The organism is Cellulomonas alba, from assembly GCF_030362835.1.
GTDB classification, from domain to species: domain Bacteria; phylum Actinomycetota; class Actinomycetes; order Actinomycetales; family Cellulomonadaceae; genus Cellulomonas; species Cellulomonas alba.
Genome location: NZ_JAUCGQ010000004.1, coordinates 24,441 through 42,603, shown reverse-complemented (window position 1 = coordinate 42,603; position 18,163 = coordinate 24,441). Strand labels below are relative to the sequence as shown.

The following is an 18,163-nucleotide window of genomic DNA, read 5'->3' as shown; positions in this document are numbered from 1 at the left end:
AGGTCTCGCGCACGAGCACAGGAGGCGACGGACGCGGGCCCCGCGGCGGGGCGAGACGTGGACCCGCGAGGGCGCCGCGTCAGCCGCGGCGGAGGCGGCTCACGTCGCGCACCGCGCCGCGGTCGGCCGAGGTCGCCATCGCGGCGTACGCCTGCAGGGCCGGCGACACGTACCGGTCGCGGTTCACCGGCTGCCACGGGTTCTCGCGGGCCTCCATCTTGGCGCGGCGCTCGGCGAGCACCTCGTCGCTCACGTTGACCCGGATCACGCGCGTCTCGACGTCGATCTCGATCTCGTCGCCGTCCTCGACCAGGCCGATCGTGCCGCCCGCGGCCGCCTCCGGCGAGACGTGCCCGACCGAGATGCCGCTCGAACCGCCGGAGAACCGGCCGTCGGTGATGAGCGCGCACACCTTGCCGAGCCCGCGGCCCTTGATGAACGACGTCGGGTACAGCATCTCCTGCATGCCCGGACCGCCCGAGGGGCCCTCGTAGCGCACGACGACCACGTGGCCCGGCTGGACCTGCTTGGTGAGGATCTTCTCGACGGCCTCGTCCTGCGACTCGCAGACGATCGCGGTGCCGACGAAGTGGAAGACGTCGGGGTCGATGCCCGCGGTCTTGATGATCGCGCCGTCCTCCGAGAGGTTGCCGCGCAGCACCGCGAGGCCGCCCTCGACCGTGTAGGCGTGCTCGACGTCGCGGATGCAGCCGTTCGCCGCGTCGGTGTCGAGGCCGTCCCAGCGGTTGCTCGTCGAGAACGCCTGCGTGGTCCGCACGCCGCCGGGGGCCGCGTGGAACAGCTCGAGCGCGCGCTCGGTCGCCTTGCCGCCGCGGATGTCCCAGTCGTCGAGCCACGCGCGCAGCGTCGGGGTGTGCACCGACGTCACGCCGTGGTCGAGCAGCCCGCCGCGGTCGAGCTCGCCGAGCAGCGCGGGGATGCCGCCCGCGCGGTGCACGTCCTCCATGTGGAAGTTCGGGTGGTTCGGCGCGACCTTCGACAGGCACGGCACGCGCCGGGACAGCGCGTCGATGTCGTGCAGCGTGAAGTCGACGCCCGCCTCCTGCGCCGCGGCGAGGATGTGCAGCACGGTGTTGGTCGAGCCGCCCATCGCGACGTCGAGCGCCATCGCGTTGGTGAACGCCGCCTTGGTGGCGATCGACCGCGGGGCGGCCGAGTCGTCCTCGTCGTCGTAGTACCGCTTGGCCAGGCTGACGATGGTGCGGCCCGCCTCGAGGAACAGCTCGCGGCGCGCGGTGTGCGTGGCGAGCGTCGAGCCGTTGCCCGGCAGCGACAGGCCGAGCGCCTCCGTCAGGCAGTTCATCGAGTTCGCCGTGAACATGCCCGAGCACGAGCCGCACGTGGGGCAGGCGTTCTCCTCGACCTTGGCCAGCGCGTCGTCCGACACGTTGTCGTCGGCCGAGTAGTTGATCGCGTTGATGAGGTTGAGGTGCGTCGAGGCGACGCCGTTGGCGACGACCGCCTTGCCGGCCTCCATCGGGCCGCCGGACACGAAGATGACGGGGATGTTCAGGCGCAGCGCCGCGTTGAGCATGCCTGGCGTGATCTTGTCGCAGTTCGAGATGCAGACGAGCGCGTCGGCGCAGTGCGCGTTGACCATGTACTCGACCGAGTCGGCGATCAGGTCGCGGCTCGGCAGCGAGTAGAGCATGCCGCCGTGGCCCATCGCGATGCCGTCGTCGACCGCGATCGTGTTGAACTCCTTGGCGACGCCGCCGGCCTCCTGGATGGCCGAGGCGACGAGGTCGCCCATGTCCTTGAGGTGCACGTGGCCCGGGACGAACTGCGTGTACGAGTTGGCGATCGCGATGATCGGCTTGCCGAAGTCCTCGCTGCCCATGCCGGTCGCGCGCCAGAGCGCGCGGGCGCCGGCCATGTTGCGGCCGTGGGTGGAGGTCCGAGAGCGCAGAGGACGGCTCATCGCGGGTCAGCTCCTTCAGGCGGATCGGGCGGTCGACGACCGGACCGGTCGCCGACGCAGCGCCGGGCAACGGTACGTCGTCGCTGGTGGCGGTGCGTCGGCCGTCCGCGTGGTGGCCGTCAGGCGGGGTGGACCTCGTAACGCAGCACGCGCAGCTCGGTGCTCGTCGGGCGTCCGTCGCTGGTGCCGTAGGCGCCGACCCACGTGCCCGTGAAGTGGACGCTCGGCAGCGGGTCGAGGGTGTCGTCGTCGAACGCGGCGACGTCCTGCGGCGCCGCGCCGGGCGCGCCGGCGGAGAACGCGACGGCTCGGCCGCGCACCGCGGCGCGCAGCAGCACAGGCCCGTCCTCGACCGCGAGCCACCCGTGCGTCGACCGCTCGCCGCGGCACGTACGCAGCGCGCGGACGCCGCGCCGACCCTCGTCGTCGAGCGCGACGACGAGCGCGAGGTGGTCGTCGTCGGACAGGCGCAGGGCGAGACCCGCGAGCTCCCCCGGCCGCGGCACGACGTCGACGACAAGGTCCACGTCAGCCGCGACGTGCTCGAGGCGACGGCCGACGAACGCGGGCGTGGCACGGTCGTGCAGGGTCTCGGCGCGCAGCGGCAGCACGAGCGCACCGGGCTCGAGCCTCGACACCTCGGACGGCCGCGCGCGCACCGCGTCCCAGCGTGGGTCGACCTCGGGCGCCTCGAACGTGTCGACGAGGGCCCGCGGGTCGTCCCACGGGTGCTCGGGGAGCGCCGGCGCGGGCACCTCGGCCGTCACGAGCCCGACGCCCGACGCGAACACGGGCCAGCCGTCCTCCCAGGTCACGGGCACGAGGTGCGTCTCGCGGCCGAGCGCCGCGCCGTGGCGGACCGCGAGCAGGACCGCGTACCACGAGCCGTCCTGCAGCTCGACGAGGTCCGCATGACCCACGGCGTACAGCGGGTACGCGCGCCCGAGGTGGCGGTGCGTCAGCACGGGGTTCGCGCGGTCGCCGACGTACGGACCGGTGACCGAGTCCGAGCGCGCGACCACGATCGCGTGGTGCTCGGCCGTGCCCCCCTCCGCCGACAGGAGGTAGTACCAGTCGCCGATCCGGTACACGTGCGGGCCTTCGGCCCACACCGCGCCGCGGACCGCGCCCTCCCAGAGCACGTGCTCCGGCCCGACCAGCGCGAGGGCGTCGAGGTCGAGCTCGCGCAACCACACCTCGGTGTGGCCCTCGAACTGCGGTGCCGGCGCCGGGCGGGTGCCGCAGTACCAGGCGCGGCCGTCGTCGTCGAACAGCAGCGACGGGTCGAACCCGCCCTCGGCGCCGGTCAGCCACACCGGCTCGGACCACGGCCCGGCGGGGTCGGTCGCGGTGACGACGTAGTTGCCCGATCGTCCCGTCGCGCCGGGCTCCTGGACGACCGTGCAGACGACGTAGAACCGGCCGTCGTGGAAGCGGATCGTCGGCGCGTACAGGCCGCCCGACGAGCGGACCTCGCTCAGGTCGACGCTCGGCGTCGCGTGGCCGACGACGCGCCAGCTCCTGAGGTCGCGCGAGTGGTGCACCGGCAGGCCGGGCAGGTACTCGAAGGTGGACGTGACGAGGTAGTAGTCGTCACCGACCCGGCAGATGCTCGGGTCCGGGTGGCAGCCGGGCAGGATCGGGTTCACGACGGTGTGAGCGTTCACGTCCCGCACCGTACCGGGGGTGGACCCACCCGCGGTCACCCTTCCAGCGCCGCCTCGCGCTCCGACTCGGCTCCGCTGCGGATGTGCCTCGTCACCCACGGCGCGATCGCGAACATGCCGCCCGCGAACACGAGCGCGACCGCGCCGATCCACCCGAAGTACTGCGCGTTCGACGCACCCTCAGTGGCCTGCACGAGCTGCGCGGTGATCGCGTTCCCGGCCGACGTCGCGAGGAACCAGAGCGCCATCGCCTGACCGCGGAACGCGCGTGGCGCGAGCAGCGTCGTGGCCGCGAGCCCGACGGGAGACAGGCACAGCTCGCCGAGCGTCTGGACGAAGTACACGACGACGAGAACCCACCACGGCGACTTCCCGTCGCCCGCCGCCGCGGACATCGCCGCGAGGAAAACGAAGCTCAGCGCGGCGAACGTCAGACCGAGCGCGAACTTGTAGGCGGTCGGCGGCCGGTCGTCGAGCTTCATCCAGATCCACGCGAACACGGGCGCGAGCACGATGATGAACGCCGGGTTGAGCGACTGGTAGAACACCGGCGACACGTGCAGGCCGCCGATCACGCGGTCCGTGTCGTCCTTCGCATACTCCGCGAGCGTGCTCGCCGCCTGCTCGAAGATCATCCAGAACAGCATCGCCGCGACGAACAGCGGCACGTACGCGGTCAGCCGTCGGCGCTCGTGGGCCGTCACCTTCGGCGAGCGGAACATCACCCAGAACGTCGCGACGGGCGCCGCGAGCGCGATGTACGACAGCGCGTCGACGAACGTGTCGAGCGTGAAGTCGCCGCGGACGAGCCACGCGACGAGCAGCGCGAGGAGGATCCCCACGATCACCGACAGGAACAGCCGCACGACCGGCACACGATCGGCCGCCGTCAGCGGGTTCGGCGGCACGTCGCCCGCGCCACCCAGGTAGCGCCGGCCCGCCACGTAGACCACGAGCGCCGCGCCCATGCCGATCGCCGCGACGAGGAAGCCCGCGTGGTACCCCCACGCCTCCTGGACCGCGCCGACCACGAACGGCGCGCTCAGCGAGCCGATGTTGATGCCCATGTAGAAGATCGAGAAGCCCGAGTCGCGCCGCGGGTCGTCGCGGCGGTACAGCTCGCCGACCATCGACGACACGTTGGGCTTGAGCAGACCGGTGCCGAGCGCGACGAGCACGATGCCGAGGTACGAGAACCCGGCCGTCGGCACCGCGAGCGCGACGTGGCCGGCCGCGATGACGATCCCGCCGTAGAGCACCGAGCGCCGCGCGCCGACCACGCGGTCGGCCATCCACCCGCCGAGCACCGACACGAGGTAGACCGACGCGCCGTACGCCGCGACGAGCGCGGTGCCCGACGTCTTGTCGATCCCCAGGCCGTGGTTCGCGACCGTGTCGGTCAGGTAGTACAGCAGGATCGCGCGCATGCCGTAGTAGCTGAACCGCTCCCACAGCTCGGTGCCGAACAGCGTGAAGAGCCCGAGCGGATGGCCGAAGAACGCGCGGTCGCGCGGCATGAACGGCTCCTGCGCCTCCTGCCGGGGACCTTCGACCACGTCCGCCATGTCCCTCATCGTGACGAAAGTCCTGGTCCACGGCTAGGGGGCGCCACGCCCGGGCCCGCGGCGCGGATCGCGGGGACCTATGTCCCGCGAGGCCGGCGTGCCGCCGCAGTTCGCTGGACTCAGGCGTCGACGAAGACGCCCCGACTCGAAAGAGGTCAGCCATGAGCGCAGCAGTGGTGAGCACCCCTCAGGTCGCCGCGGCAACCGGCGACGCCGTGCTCCAGGACTCGATCGTCACGTCAGTGGGCGCCCGCCGCGCGCTCGCCCTCAGCCGGCTCGCGGTCGGCTTCGTCTTCTTCTGGGCCTTCGTCGACAAGCTGTTCGGGCTGCACTACGCGACGCTGCCCGCCAAGGCGTGGATCAACGGAGGCCAGCCGAGCCAGGGCTTCCTCTCGCACGCCCCCGAGGGCACCGGGTACTTCCTGGGCGGCTTCTACCGCGCGATCGCGAGCCCCGTCAGCGACGCCCTGTTCATGCTCGGCCTCGCGGGCATCGGCCTCGCGCTCATCCTCGGCATGGGGGTCCGGATCGCCGGCGTCACCGGCGCCCTGCTCATGGCGTTCATGTGGATCGCCGAGGCGCCGTGGGTCGCAGGGGCCGAGTCGAACAACCCGGTCGTCGACTACCACGTGGTCTACGCGCTGGTCGCCGTCGTGACGGCTCTGACGCTCGCCGGCGACACATGGGGGCTCGGCAAGTGGTGGGCGAACCTGCCGGTCGTGAAGGCTCACGGCTGGCTGCGCTGACCGTCGACGTGCGCACGAGGCGCCGCGCCCGCTCCGGGTTGCGGCGCCTCGCGACGTCAGGCGTCAGGCGCCTGCCTGGCGTGCCGCCCCCGAGTCGTCAGCTCGCGTGGTAGTCGTCCTCGAGCACGCTCATGACGATGCCGTCGCACCACCGGTCGCCGTCGCGGTAGGCGTCCCGGCGGCGGCCCTCGACCTGGAAGCCGAGGTTCTCGTAGATCGACCGCGCGCGGGTGTTGATGCTCAGCACGTCGATCTCGACGCGGTGCAGCCCGAGCCCGTCGAACGCGAGCCCGAGCACGAGCGAGATCGCCTCGGTGCCGTAGCCGCGCCCGCGGTACTTGGGGCGCATCGCCAGCCGCAGGCGCGCCGTCCCGGCCACCTGGTCGATCGCGCTGAGGACGATCTCGCCGAGGTACTCGTCGGCGTCGCCGATCGTCACGGCGAGGTCGATGCGGTCCGGCAGGGCCGCCGCCGAGGCGCACCAGCCCTCGACCTCGTCGCGCGTGTAGACGTGCGTCTCGCCCATCAGCCGCATCGCCTCGGCGTCGCTGACCATGTCCCACATCGCGTCGGCGTCCTCGGCACGGACCGGCCGCAGCACGAGCATCTCGCCCTGCAACGTCGGCTTGTCCACGGTGACCTCCTCGCCCCGCAGGGCCGTCGGGATGCTACGGCGGCCGCGTTCCGACGACGTTAACGACCGGGCTGCGCACGGGTCGGCCGCCGCGCCGCGAGGGCCGACCCGTGCGTGACGGTCAGCCGGCCTGGACCCGCTCGAGCACGAGCTCGCGCACGCGGCCCGCGTCCGCCTGACCACGCGTCGCCTTCATCACGGCGCCGATGATCGCGCCGACCGGGCCGAGGTTGCCGCTCCGGATCTTGTCGGCGATGTCCGGCTGCGCCGCGAGCGCGTCGTCGATCGCCGCGAGCAGCGGGCCGTCGTCGGAGACGACCTCGAGGCCGCGCGCCTGCACGACCGCCTCGGGGTCGCCCTCGCCCGCGAGCACGCCCTCGAGCACCTGGCGCGCCAGCTTGTCGTTGATGCGCCCCTCGTCGACCAGGCGCTGCAGCTGCCCGATCTGCGCGGGCGTGATCGGCAGCTCCGCGAGCTCGACCTCCTGCTGCTTGGCGGTGCGCGCCAGCTCACCCATCCACCACTTGCGCGCCGCCGCCGGGGACGCGCCCGCGGCCGTGGTCGCCTCGATCAGCTCGACCGCACCCGCGTTGACGACGTCGCGCATCTCCGCGTCGGCGTAGCCCCACTCGCCCTGGAGGCGGCGGCGCCGCGCGGCCGGCAGCTCGGGCAGCGAGGCCCGGATCTCCTCGACCCACGCACGGTCGGGCGCGATGGGCACGAGGTCCGGCTCGGGGAAGTACCGGTAGTCCTCGGCGTCGGACTTGATGCGCCCGGACGTCGTGATGCCCGTGTCCTCGTGCCAGTGGCGGGTCTCCTGGACGATCGTGCCGCCCGCGTCGAGCACGCCGGCCTGGCGGCTGATCTCGTAGCGGACCGCGCGCTCGACCGAGCGGAACGAGTTCACGTTCTTCGTCTCGGTGCGCGTGCCGAGCGGGCTGTCCGGCGTCGGACGGAGCGAGACGTTGACGTCCGCCCGCACGTTGCCGCGCTCCATGCGCGCCTCGGAGACCTCGAGGGCGCGGAACAGGTCGCGCAGCGTCTGGACGTAGGCCCGCGCCACCTCGGGCGCACGCTCCCCCGCACCCGTGATCGGCTTCGTCACGATCTCCACGAGCGGGATGCCGGCGCGGTTGTAGTCGACGAGCGAGTATTCGGCGCCGTGGATGCGGCCCGTGGCGCCGCCGACGTGGGTGTTCTTGCCCGCGTCCTCCTCCATGTGCGCGCGCTCGATCTCGACGCGGAACGTCGTGCCGTCCTCGAGCTCGACGTCGACGTGGCCCTCGAACGCGATCGGCTCGTCGTACTGGCTCGTCTGGAAGTTCTTCGGGACGTCCGGGTAGAAGTAGTTCTTCCGCGCGAACCGGCAGCTCTCGGCGATCTGGCAGTTGAGCGCGAGGCCGATGCGGATCGCGTACTCGACGGCCGTGCCGTTCACCACCGGCAGGCTGCCGGGCAGCCCCAGGGACACGGGCGTCACCGAGGTGTTCGGCTCCTCGCCGAAGCCGGCCGGTGCGCCGTCGAACATCTTGGTGCGCGTGCCGAGCTCGACGTGCACCTCGATGCCGAGCACCGGGTCGAACCGCGCGATCGCGTCGTCGTAGTCCACGAGCTCCGTGGTCGTGCTCGTCATCGGGCCACCTCCAGCTCCGGGGCCTTCGCGAGCAGCGGGCCCTCCCACGACTGCTCGAGCAGCGCCTCGAGCGCCGCGCCCACGCGGTACAGCCGGTCGTCGGCCTTGGCGGGCGCCAGGATCTGGAACCCGGCCGGCAGGCCGTCGTCGGACAGGCCGCTCGGCAGCGAGAGGCCGGGCACGCCCGCGAGGTTCGCCGGGATCGTCGCGACGTCGTTCAGGTACATCGCGAGCGGGTCGTCGAGCTTCTCGCCGAGCTTGAACGCCGTGGTCGGGGCAGTGGGCGAGACGAGCACGTCGGCCTGCGCGAACGCGGCGGCGAAGTCGCGCTGGATGAGCGTGCGGACCTTCTGCGCGCTGCCGTAGTACGCGTCGTAGTACCCGGCGGACAGGGCGTAGGTGCCCAGGATGACGCGCCGCTTGACCTCGTCGCCGAAGCCCGCGCCGCGCGTCGCGGCCATGACGCGCTCCGCGGTCGCGGGGCCGTCGGTGGGCTCGACCCGCAGGCCGAAGCGCATGCCGTCGAACTTGGCGAGGTTGCTCGACGCCTCGCTCGGCATGATCAGGTAGTAGGCGCCGAGCGCGTACCGGAAGTGCGGGCAGGACACCTCGACGAGCGTCGCGCCGGCCCGCTGCAGCAGCTCGAGCGACTCGTGGAAACGTGCGAGCACGCCGGCCTGGTAGCCCTCGCCCTGGAGCTCGGTGATGACGCCGACGCGGACGCCCGTCAGGTCGCCCGACGCACCGGCACGCGCGGCCTCGACGAGGCTCGGCAACGGCTCGGGGATGGACGTCGAGTCGAGCGGGTCGTGGCCGCCGATGAGCTCGTGCAGCAGCGCCGCGTCGAGGACCGTGCGCGTCACCGGGCCGGCCTGGTCGAGCGACGACGCCATCGCGATGAGGCCGTAGCGCGAGACGCTCCCGTACGTCGGCTTCACGCCGACCGTGCCGGTGACGGCGGCGGGCTGGCGGATCGAGCCGCCCGTGTCGGTCCCGATCGCGAGCGGGGCCTCGTACGCCGCGACCGCCGCGGCACTGCCGCCGCCGCTGCCGCCGGGGATCCGGTCGAGGTCCCACGGGTTGTGCGTGTCGCCGTACGCCGAGTGCTCGGTCGAGCTGCCCATCGCGAACTCGTCCATGTTCGTCTTGCCGAGGATCGGCAGGCCCGCGGCCTTGATGCGGCTGACGAGCGTCGCGTCGTACGGCGGCACCCAGCCCTCGAGGATCCGCGAGCCCGCCGTGGTCGGCAGACCCTCCGTCACGACGACGTCCTTGACGGCGATCGGGACGCCCGCGAGCGCGTGCAGCTCCTCGCCACGCGCCCGGCGGCCGTCGACGTCGCGCGCCGTGTCGAGCGCCTGCTCGGCGCTGACGTGCAGGAACGCGTGCACCGCGCCGTCGACGGCGGCGATGCGGTCGAGGTGCGCCTGCGTCGCGTCGACGCTCGATACGTCGCCGGCGGCCAGGCGGTCGGCGAGTGCTGCCGCGGAGAGGCGGGTCAGGTCGGGGGTGCTCACGCGTCCTCCCCGAGGATCTGCGGCACGAGGAACTTGCCGTCCTGCGCGGCCGGCGCTGCTGCCAGCACCGCGTCGCGGTCGAGCGGGGCGACCGGCTCGTCGGTGCGGAACACGTTCGTCATGGGCAGCGGGTGGCTCGTGGCCGGCACGTCGGGCGTCGCGATCTCGCTGACGCTCGCGACCGCCTCGACGATGACGTCGAGCTCGCCCGCCAGGCGGTCGATCTCGGCGGGCGTCAGGTCGATCCGGGCCAGGCCCGCCACGCGCGCGACCTCGTCGCGGGAGAGGGAGGACATGGCCCCGAGTCTAGGGGGCCGCGGGTGACGGTCCGCCGGGCCGGGGCTCGACGCAGGGGTGGGTCGACCGGGTCAGGGGCCCGGTCGGCGCGCCGGAGTCAGCGCACCGGGTCGACGGCCGCGGTGACGAGCGCGAGCAGCGCGTGCGCGTAGGCGTCGTCGGCGGTCTCGGCGGTGAAGACCTGCTCCGGCCGTCCGGGGAGCTCCGCGAGCACCTGGTAGCTGGTGCCGTCGGTCGAGCGGGCCAGGCTGCGGAACGCGCGCCCCAGCAGCTCGCGCAGCTGGTCCTCGCGCGGCAGCCAGAGCGCGTCCTCCTGCGCCACCGAGTCGAGCGCCCACTCGGTCGTGCCGTTGAAGCCGAGGATCGTGCCCGTCGGGTAGTCGCGCGCCTCGATCGTCATCTCGCTGATGGTGAACACCTCGCCCGCGAGCGCCGCCTGCAGGACGGCGAACCGGTCGCCCGACGCGGGGTGCCAGCGCAGGCCGGCGCTGCGCAGCAGGAGCGCGAGATCCGTCGAGATCATGCCCCAGTATCGGCCGCCGCCGCCGGTCCGCACAGCGTCGCGCCGCGCGGGCCACGTCCGGCCGCGAGCCGGAGCGCGCAGGTGGCACGCGTCGAGGTCGCCGCCGGCCCCCTCCGACCGACGACGACCCCGCCGCCGCGCCGCGCCGCGTCCCAGCGAGACGACGCGGGCGCCTCCTCAGCGCGAGCTGAACGCCGCGTCGAACGCCGCCTCCGGGGCGTCGAACGCGTTCCGCCGCACGAACTCGAGCGCCTCGGGCGCGCCCACGAGCCGGTCCATGCCGGCGTCCTCCCACTCGACCGAGATCGGCCCGTCGTACCCGATCGCGTTGAGCGCCCGGAACGACGCCTCCCACGGCACGTCCCCGCGCCCGGTCGAGACGAAGTCCCACCCGCGGCGCGGGTCGCCCCACGGCAGGTGCGACGCGAGGCGGCCGTTGCGGCCGTTGCCGAGGCGGCGCTTCGCGTCCTTGCAGTCCACGTGGTAGATCCGGTCGGCGTGCTCGACGATGAAGTCGACGGGGTCGAGGTCCTGCCAGACGAAGTGGCTCGGGTCCCAGTTGAGCCCGAACGCCTCGCGGTGGCCGATCGCCTCGAGCGTGCGCTGCGTCGTCCAGTAGTCGTACGCGATCTCCGACGGGTGCACCTCGTGCGCGAACCGCACGCCCACCTCGTCGAAGACGTCGAGGATCGGGTTCCACCGCTCCGCGAAGTCCTGGTAGCCCGCGTCGACCGCCGCGGCCGACACCGGCGGGAACATCGCCACGTACTTCCAGATCGACGAGCCCGTGAACCCGACGACGGTCTTCACCCCGAGCTTCGCGGCGAGGCGGGCGGTGTGCTTCATCTCCTCGGCCGCGCGCTGCCGCACGCCCTCGGGGTCGCCGTCGCCCCACACGACGTCCGGGAGGATGTCGCGGTGGCGCTGGTCGATCGGGTCGTCGCACACGGCCTGGCCCTTGAGGTGGTTGGAGATCGCCCACACCTTGAGCCCGTGCCGCTCGAGCAGCTCGAGCCGGCCCGCGACGTACTCGTCGTCGTCCCAGCGCCACGGGTCGAGGTGGTCGCCCCAGCAGGCGAGCTCGAGCCCGTCGTAGCCCCACGTCGCGGCGAGGCGCGCGACCTCCTCGAGCGGCAGGTCGGCCCACTGGCCGGTGAACAGCGTGATCGGACGTGTCATGTCAGGCCTCCTGACGGTCGGGGGTCGAGCCGGACGCGCCGGCCGGGACGGTGACGGGCAGGCCGTCGTTCCGCGCGCCCTCGTCGGCGATGGGCGTCCACCGCGCGTCGTCGGCGGCGGACCGCTGGACGGCGTCGAGCACGAGCTGCACCTGCAGCCCGTCGGCGAACGTCGGCGCGGGGTGCTCCCCCGCCGCGACGCCGCGCACGAGGTCGACGACCTGGTGCGTGAACGCGTGCTCGTAGCCGAGCCCGTGGCCCGCGGGCCACCATGCGGCGACGTACGCGTGCTCGGGCTCGGTGACGACGATCCGCCGGAACCCGGCCGTGGCCGCAGGGTCGCTCGCGTCGAAGTAGTGCAGAACGTTCATGTCCTCGAAGTCGAACGCGAGCGAGCCGCGCGAGCCGTTGACCTCGAGCCTGATCGCGTTCTTGCGGCCGTACGCGAACCGCGTCGCCTCGAACGTCGCGAGGCCGCCGCCCGAGAGCCGCGCGAGGAAGACCGCGGCGTCATCGACGGTGACCGGTCCGGTCGCGCCGTCCGTCGAGCCGGACCCGGCGAGGCCCTCGAACCGGTCGGCGACGGGCCGCTCGTGCACGAACGTCTCGAGCATCGCGGCGACACCCGTGAGCCGCTCGCCCGTGATGAACTGCGCGAGGTCGACGACGTGGGCCCCGATGTCGCCGAGCGCACCCGACCCGGCGCGCTGCCGGTCGAGGCGCCACGACAGCGGCACCTGCGGGTCCGCGATCCAGTCCTGCAGGTACTGCGCCCGGACGTGCCGGACCGTGCCGATCCGGCCGTCGGCGACGAGCGTCCGGGCCAGCTGGATCGCCGGCACGCGGCGGTACGTGAACCCGACCATCGCGACGCGGTCGGGCACGGCCTGCGCCGCCTCCACCATCGTCCGCGCCTCGGCCACCGTGTTCGCGAGCGGCTTCTCGCACAGCACGTGCTTGCCGGCCGCGAGGGCCGCGACGGCGATCTCGGCGTGCGTGTCGCCGGGCGTGCAGACGTCGACGAGGTCGACGTCGTCCCGGGTGACGAGCGCGCGCCAGTCGGTCTCCGTGTCGCGCCAGCCCAGGCGCCGGGCCGCGGCGGCCACCCGGTCGCGGTCCCGCCCGCCCACGACGGCCATGTCGACGGCCATCGGGAGGTCGAAGAACCGGGGCGCGTTGCGCCACGCCTGGGAGTGGGCTGCCCCCATGAAGGCGTAGCCGACCATGCCGACGCCGAGCCGGGGTGCGGGGACGTGCGGATCTGTCATGACGGAACCCTTCTTGCTGGTGACGGCGTCGCCACCGCGCGGGCGGGTGTGGGTGGCCCGCCCGCGCGGTGGGTCTCAGGACTCGAAGGCCGTCGGGAGGTACTTGTCGACGTTCGCCTTGGTCACGACCGGCGCGTACAGCTGCACCTTGCGGGGCACCTCGACCTCGACGAGGTCGCTCATCGCCTTGCCCTGGACCAGCAGGCGCGCGAGCCGCACCGCGTCGGCTGCCTGCGTCGACGGGTAGATGACCGTGGCCTTGATGACGGTGTTGTCGGCCTTGATCTGGTTCATGACCTGCTTGGAGCCCGCGCCGCCGACCATGAAGAACTCGTGCCGGCCGGCGTTCTCGATCGCCGCCATCACGCCGACGCCCTGGTCGTCGTCGTGGTTCCAGATCGCGTCGAGCTTCGGCGCGGCCTGGAGCAGGTTCGCGGCCGCCTCCTCGCCGCCCTGGACGGTGAAGTCCGCCGCGACGCGGTTGCTGACGCTGAGGCCGCACGTGGCGAGCGCGTCCTTGAATCCCTTGCTGCGGTCCTGCGTCAGCGGCAGCGAGTCGATGCCGGCGATCTCGGCGACCTTCGCGTCGGTCTTGCCGCCGAGCTGGTCGCAGATGTACTTGCCGGCGCTGACGCCCATGCCGTAGTTGTCGCCGAGGACCGTGACGCGCGCGGCGTTCGGGTCGGAGAACTCGCGGTCGACGTTGATCACCGGGATGCCGGCGCGCATCGCCTTGGTCGCGACCTCGGTGAGCGCTGCCCCGTCGAACGGCAGCAGGACGATCGCGTCGACCTTGTCGTTGATGAAGCTCTCGATCTGCGAGATCTGCAGGTTCACGTCGTTCGTGGCCTCGGCCTGGACGAGCTTGACGTCGGGGTACTTGCCGGCCTCGGCGACGGCCGACTTGGTGATCGACGACATCCAGCCGTGGTCGGCCGCGGGGGCCGAGAAGCCGATCGTCACCTGCTTGCCCGGGGCGTCGTTGTCGCTGACCGCCTGGGTCTGGGCGGCCTGCGTCGCGGTGTCCTTCGGTTGGTTCGACGTGCACCCCGCGACGAGCAGGGCGAGCGATGCGGCGGCACCGGCGAGCACCAGGTGACGACGACGCAGTGGAGCGGACATGACGATCCTCCTTGATCGGGTGGCGCGCTGGTCGGGTCGAGCGAGGGTGCGGCGGGGCGCCGCGGGTGAGGGTTGGTCGGGGCGCGGGTCAGGTCCCGGCTCGGGAGCGCTCGGCGAAGCGCTGCTGAAGCAGCACGGCGACGACGATGATCACGCCCTTGGCGACGGCCTGGGCCGAGATCGACAGGTTGTTCTGCGTGAACACGTTGCTGAGCGTCGTGAAGATGAGGACGCCGAAGACCGTGCCGACGATCGTGCCCCGGCCGCCGGCCAGGAGCGTGCCGCCGACGACCACGGCGGCGATCGCGTCGAGCTCGTAGAGCTGGCCGTTCGTCGAGCTGCCCGCCGTGGTGCGGCCGAGCATCATGGCGCCGCCGATGCCCGCCGCGAGGCCCGCGAGCGCGTAGAGGTACATCGTGTGGCGCCTGACCTTGATGCCGGCGAGCCGGGCGGCCTCGGGGTTGCCGCCGACCGCGATCGTGCGACGGCCGAAGGTCGTCCGGTTGAGCAGCACCCACCCGGCGACCGCGACGACCGCGAAGATCCAGACGAGCGTCGGCACTCCGAGGAAGTCACCGCGGAAGAAGTCGAGGAAGCCGCGGACCGTGACGATCTGCGTGCGGCGGTTCGAGATCATCTCGGCGAGGCCGCGCGCGGCGACCATCATCGCGAGCGTCGCGATGAACGCGACGACCTTGCCGTACGCGACCAGGAGGCCGTTGATGAGCCCGGCCCCCAGGCCGACCGCCAGCGCGCAGAGCACCATGACGATCCAGTGCGTGTTCGCCGCGAGCGTCTGAGTGGCGAGCGTGCTCGCCCACACCGACGACAGCCCGAGCACCGACCCGACCGACAGGTCGATGCCGCCGCCGATGATCACGAACGTCATGCCGATGCTCAGCACGCCGATGATCGACGCGAGGCGCAGGATCGTCAGCAGGTTGTCGACGCTGGCGAACCGGTCGCCGGCGGTGATGACGCCGACCGCGCAGATCGCGACGAGGGCGACGACGAGGCCGAGGTTCCGCCCGGCGGCGCCGCGCAGGATGCTCGGACGCCGGCTCCGACGCGTCTCGCCCGCCTCGGCCTCGACGCGCGCCGTCTCGTCGGCCTTCGGCACCTCGGGTGCGAGGTGCTGCTCGCTCGTGACGTGCTGCTCGCTCACGCGGCACTCCCTTCCATGACGAGGTCGAGCACGCGGTGCTCGTCGATCCCGGTCGCGGGCCCCTCGTGGACCGCGCGTCCCTCGGACAGCACGAGGACGCGGTCGGACAGGCCGAGCACCTCCCCGATCTCGCTCGACACGACGACCACCGCCGCGCCCTCCGCGGCGAGCCGCGCGATCAGCGCGTAGATCTCGGCGCGCGCGCCCACGTCGACGCCGCGGGTCGGCTCGTCGAGCAGCAGCACGCGGCAGCCGCGCGCGAGCCAGCGCGCGAGGAGCACCTTCTGCTGGTTCCCGCCCGACAGGGCACGTGCCGGCCGTTCCACGTCGGCGGGGCGCACGTCGAGGGCCCGCACCTGCGCGTCGGCCTCGCGTCGTTCGGCCCCCTCGTCGAGGAACCCGGCTCGCGCGGCGCGCGTGAACGTCGAGAGCGTGACGTTGCGGAACAGCGGCTCGTCGAGCAGCAGGCCCTGGCTCTTGCGCTCCTCCGGGCACAGCCCGATCCCCGCGGCCACCGCGTGCGGCACCGACCCGGGCCGAACGAGCTCGCCGGCGACCTCGACCGAGCCGGCGGTCGCACGCCGCGCGCCGAAGACCGTCTCGAGCACCTCCGACCGGCCGGACCCGACGAGTCCGGCGAGGCCGAGGACCTCGCCGCCGCGGACCCGGAAGGAGACGTCGCGGAAGGCGCCGCGCAGGGTCAGCCCGCGCACGTCGAGCAGCACCGGTGCGTCGTCGCGCACGGCCGGTCGGCGCGGGATGGCGTACTCGACCGACCGTCCGGTCATCAGGCGGATCAGCTCGTCCGTCGGCGTCGAGGCGGCGAGGCCGGACGCCACGGTCCGGCCGTCCTTGACGACCGTGATCCGGTCGCCGATCTGACGGATCTCCTCGAGCCGGTGCGAGATGTAGACGACCGCGACGCCCTGCGCCGTGAGCTCACGCACCACGCGGAAGAGGTTGACGACCTCTTCCGAGTCGAGCACGGCCGAGGGCTCGTCCATGACGATCACGCGCGCGTCGTGCGACAGCGCCCGGGCCAGGCTGACGATCTGCTTGCCGGCGGCGGACAGGCGCCCGACCTCGCGGTGCGGCGAGAGGTCGCCGTGGCCGAGCCGCCGCAGCAGCTCGCGGGTCCGGGCCGTCGTGGCGCGGCGCTGCGAGAAGCCGCCGCGCGCCGGCTCGTGCCCGAGGAAGACGTTCTCGGCGACGGTCAGGCCGTCGACGACGTCGAGCTCCTGGTAGATCGTCGCGATGCCGAGCCGCAGCCCCGCCACCGGGTCGGGGATCGTGACGGGCCGGCCGTCGAGCAGGATCTCGCCGGCGTCCGGCTGGTGCGCACCGGCGAGCACCTTGATGAGCGTCGACTTGCCGGCGCCGTTCTGGCCGAGCAGGCAGTGCACCTCGCCGGCCCGGATCTCGAGGTCGACTCCGTCGAGCGCGCGGGCGCCGGGGAACCACTTCTGGATGCCGCGCATGGCGAGCAGCAGCGCGCCGGTGTCGGGCTGCTCGTCGGCGGCCTCGGGCCGGTGCCTCGCGTCGGGAGGCACGTGGCCGTCCCCGGTGCGGTCCTCGTTGACCATGGCGCGAACCTAGAAGGGACTTCTGTCACTCGTCAAGCAAAAGTGACGATACTTCTGACAGGGTTACGGGAACGTGACATGCGAAACGCGGTCACGGTGACGTCAGAAGACGGGTCACGGGGGTGGTTCACTGTGCGCATGGACGAGCTGCTGAAGGTCGCCCCGAGGCCGACCGGGGCGGGCGAGATGTTCCAGCTGCTCCGCGACGGTCGCCCCCGTACGCGCGCCGACCTCGCCGTCGTCACCGGCCAGTCCCGCTCGACCATCGCCGCCCGGATCGACGCACTGCTCGCGTCCGGCCTGGTCAGCCCGTCGGGCGAGGCCTCGTCGACCGGCGGACGGCCGCCGTCGACGTTCCGGTTCAACCCGGCGGCCCGCGTCGTGCTCGCGGTGGACCTCGGCGCGACGCACGCCCGGCTCGCGGTGACCGACCTCGCCGGCGAGGTGCTGGCCGAGCACGCCGAGGGCATCGCGATCGCCGACGGGCCGCAGGCGGTCCTGGCGCGCGTCGTCGAGCTGGGCCGGCGTCTCATCGGCGAGGCGGGCCGCTCGGTCGGCGACCTGGCCAGCGTCGGCGTCGGGCTCCCCGGGCCGGTCGAGCACTCCTCCGGCCGGCCGATCAACCCGCCGATCATGCCCGGGTGGGACGACGCCGACGTCCCGGGCATCCTCGGGCGGGCGCTCGACGTGCCCGTGCTGGTCGACAACGACGTCAACATCATGGCGCTCGGCGAGCACCGCACGCAGTGGCCGAGCGTCGACCACCTGCTCTTCGTCAAGGTCGCGACCGGCATCGGCGCCGGCATCATCGCCGACGGCTCGCTGCGGCGCGGCGCGCAGGGCTCCGCGGGCGACGTCGGCCACATCGCGGTGCCCGGCGGCTCCGACCGGCCCTGCCGCTGCGGCAACACCGGCTGCCTCGAGGCCGTCGCGAGCGGCCCCGCGATCGCGACCGACCTCGCCGCGCTCGGGCTCGACGCGGCCGACGGCGCCGACGTCGTCGCCCTGGTGCGGTCGGGCGACCTCGAGGCGAGCCGCGCCGTCCGCGAGGCCGGACGACGGATCGGCGGCGTCCTTGCCGCGTGCGTGAGCATGCTCAACCCGTCGGTCATCGTCATCGGCGGCCAGGTCGCCGAGGCGGGCGAGCACCTCATCGCAGGCATCCGGGAGGTCGTCTACCGGCGGTCGCTGCCGCTGGCCACGCAGCACCTGAGGATCGTGGCGTCGCGGACGATGGGCCGGGCCGGCGTGCTCGGCGCCTCGGCCATGGCGGCCGACCACGTGCTGTCGGCGGCTGCGATCGACTCGCTCATCGCCTGACGC

15 protein-coding genes are annotated in these 18,163 nt (G+C 73.0%); 2 read left to right on the top strand and 13 right to left on the bottom strand.

Annotated features, from left to right (window positions below):
• Positions 1-79: 79 nt before the first annotated feature.
• From ilvD to QRT04_RS16510, 3 genes are all read right to left on the bottom strand, one after another.
• The gene (ilvD, locus tag QRT04_RS16520; RefSeq protein ID WP_289456790.1) at positions 80-1,942 is read right to left on the bottom strand and encodes a dihydroxy-acid dehydratase; all 1,863 of its coding nucleotides are present in this window, start codon (positions 1,940-1,942) and stop codon (positions 80-82) included.
• Positions 1,943-2,061: 119 nt separating this feature from the next.
• The gene (locus tag QRT04_RS16515) at positions 2,062-3,609 is read right to left on the bottom strand and encodes a glycoside hydrolase family 43 protein (RefSeq protein ID WP_289456789.1); all 1,548 of its coding nucleotides are present in this window, start codon (positions 3,607-3,609) and stop codon (positions 2,062-2,064) included.
• 35 nt (positions 3,610-3,644) lie between these two features.
• Positions 3,645-5,174 carry a peptide MFS transporter gene (locus QRT04_RS16510; protein WP_289456786.1) on the bottom strand — a complete coding sequence of 510 codons (1,530 nt, stop codon included), beginning with the start codon at positions 5,172-5,174 and terminating at the stop codon, positions 3,645-3,647.
• 161 nt (positions 5,175-5,335) lie between these two features.
• Between QRT04_RS16510 and QRT04_RS16505 the strand changes: the two genes are divergently transcribed.
• Positions 5,336-5,920: a DoxX family protein gene (locus QRT04_RS16505; RefSeq protein ID WP_289456785.1), complete on the top strand. Its 585-nt coding sequence runs from the start codon at positions 5,336-5,338 to the stop codon at positions 5,918-5,920.
• Positions 5,921-6,017: 97 nt separating this feature from the next.
• Here the strand turns inward: QRT04_RS16505 and QRT04_RS16500 are convergent, their stop codons facing one another.
• From QRT04_RS16500 to QRT04_RS16455, 10 genes are all read right to left on the bottom strand, one after another.
• Positions 6,018-6,554, bottom strand: a complete 537-nt coding sequence (locus QRT04_RS16500; protein ID WP_289456782.1) for a GNAT family N-acetyltransferase — start codon at positions 6,552-6,554, stop codon at positions 6,018-6,020.
• Between the two features lie 121 nt (positions 6,555-6,675).
• Positions 6,676-8,187 (bottom strand): Asp-tRNA(Asn)/Glu-tRNA(Gln) amidotransferase subunit GatB, encoded by a 1,512-nt coding sequence (gene gatB / locus QRT04_RS16495; protein ID WP_289456781.1) that lies wholly within the window; start codon positions 8,185-8,187, stop codon positions 6,676-6,678.
• Positions 8,184-9,704: an Asp-tRNA(Asn)/Glu-tRNA(Gln) amidotransferase subunit GatA gene (gene gatA, locus QRT04_RS16490; RefSeq protein WP_289456779.1), complete on the bottom strand. Its 1,521-nt coding sequence runs from the start codon at positions 9,702-9,704 to the stop codon at positions 8,184-8,186. Before gatA ends, gatB begins: the two co-directional genes overlap by 4 nt.
• A complete protein-coding gene (gatC, locus tag QRT04_RS16485) occupies positions 9,701-10,000 on the bottom strand; it encodes an Asp-tRNA(Asn)/Glu-tRNA(Gln) amidotransferase subunit GatC (RefSeq protein ID WP_289456777.1) in 300 nt (99 codons plus the stop codon). The genes gatA and gatC overlap by 4 nt, the downstream gene beginning before the upstream one ends.
• 98 nt (positions 10,001-10,098) lie before the next feature.
• A complete protein-coding gene (locus QRT04_RS16480) occupies positions 10,099-10,524 on the bottom strand; it encodes a pilus assembly protein CpaE (RefSeq protein ID WP_289456776.1) in 426 nt (141 codons plus the stop codon).
• A 177-nt stretch (positions 10,525-10,701) separates the two neighbouring features.
• Positions 10,702-11,703 carry a sugar phosphate isomerase/epimerase family protein gene (locus tag QRT04_RS16475; RefSeq protein WP_289456773.1) on the bottom strand — a complete coding sequence of 334 codons (1,002 nt, stop codon included), beginning with the start codon at positions 11,701-11,703 and terminating at the stop codon, positions 10,702-10,704.
• A 1-nt stretch (position 11,704) separates the two neighbouring features.
• Positions 11,705-12,970 carry a Gfo/Idh/MocA family protein gene (locus QRT04_RS16470; RefSeq protein ID WP_289456770.1) on the bottom strand — a complete coding sequence of 422 codons (1,266 nt, stop codon included), beginning with the start codon at positions 12,968-12,970 and terminating at the stop codon, positions 11,705-11,707.
• Between the two features lie 75 nt (positions 12,971-13,045).
• On the bottom strand, positions 13,046-14,092 hold the full coding sequence (locus tag QRT04_RS16465; RefSeq protein WP_289456768.1) for a substrate-binding domain-containing protein: 1,047 nt from the start codon (positions 14,090-14,092) through the stop codon (positions 13,046-13,048).
• An 88-nt stretch (positions 14,093-14,180) separates the two neighbouring features.
• A complete protein-coding gene (locus QRT04_RS16460; RefSeq protein ID WP_407653658.1) occupies positions 14,181-15,257 on the bottom strand; it encodes an ABC transporter permease in 1,077 nt (358 codons plus the stop codon).
• The gene (locus QRT04_RS16455; protein WP_289456951.1) at positions 15,254-16,735 is read right to left on the bottom strand and encodes a sugar ABC transporter ATP-binding protein; all 1,482 of its coding nucleotides are present in this window, start codon (positions 16,733-16,735) and stop codon (positions 15,254-15,256) included. Before QRT04_RS16455 ends, QRT04_RS16460 begins: the two co-directional genes overlap by 4 nt.
• A 243-nt stretch (positions 16,736-16,978) precedes the next feature.
• Here QRT04_RS16455 and QRT04_RS16450 point away from each other — a divergent pair, with 243 nt between their 5' ends.
• Positions 16,979-18,160 carry an ROK family transcriptional regulator gene (locus QRT04_RS16450; protein ID WP_289456767.1) on the top strand — a complete coding sequence of 394 codons (1,182 nt, stop codon included), beginning with the start codon at positions 16,979-16,981 and terminating at the stop codon, positions 18,158-18,160.
• Positions 18,161-18,163 lie beyond the last annotated feature (3 nt).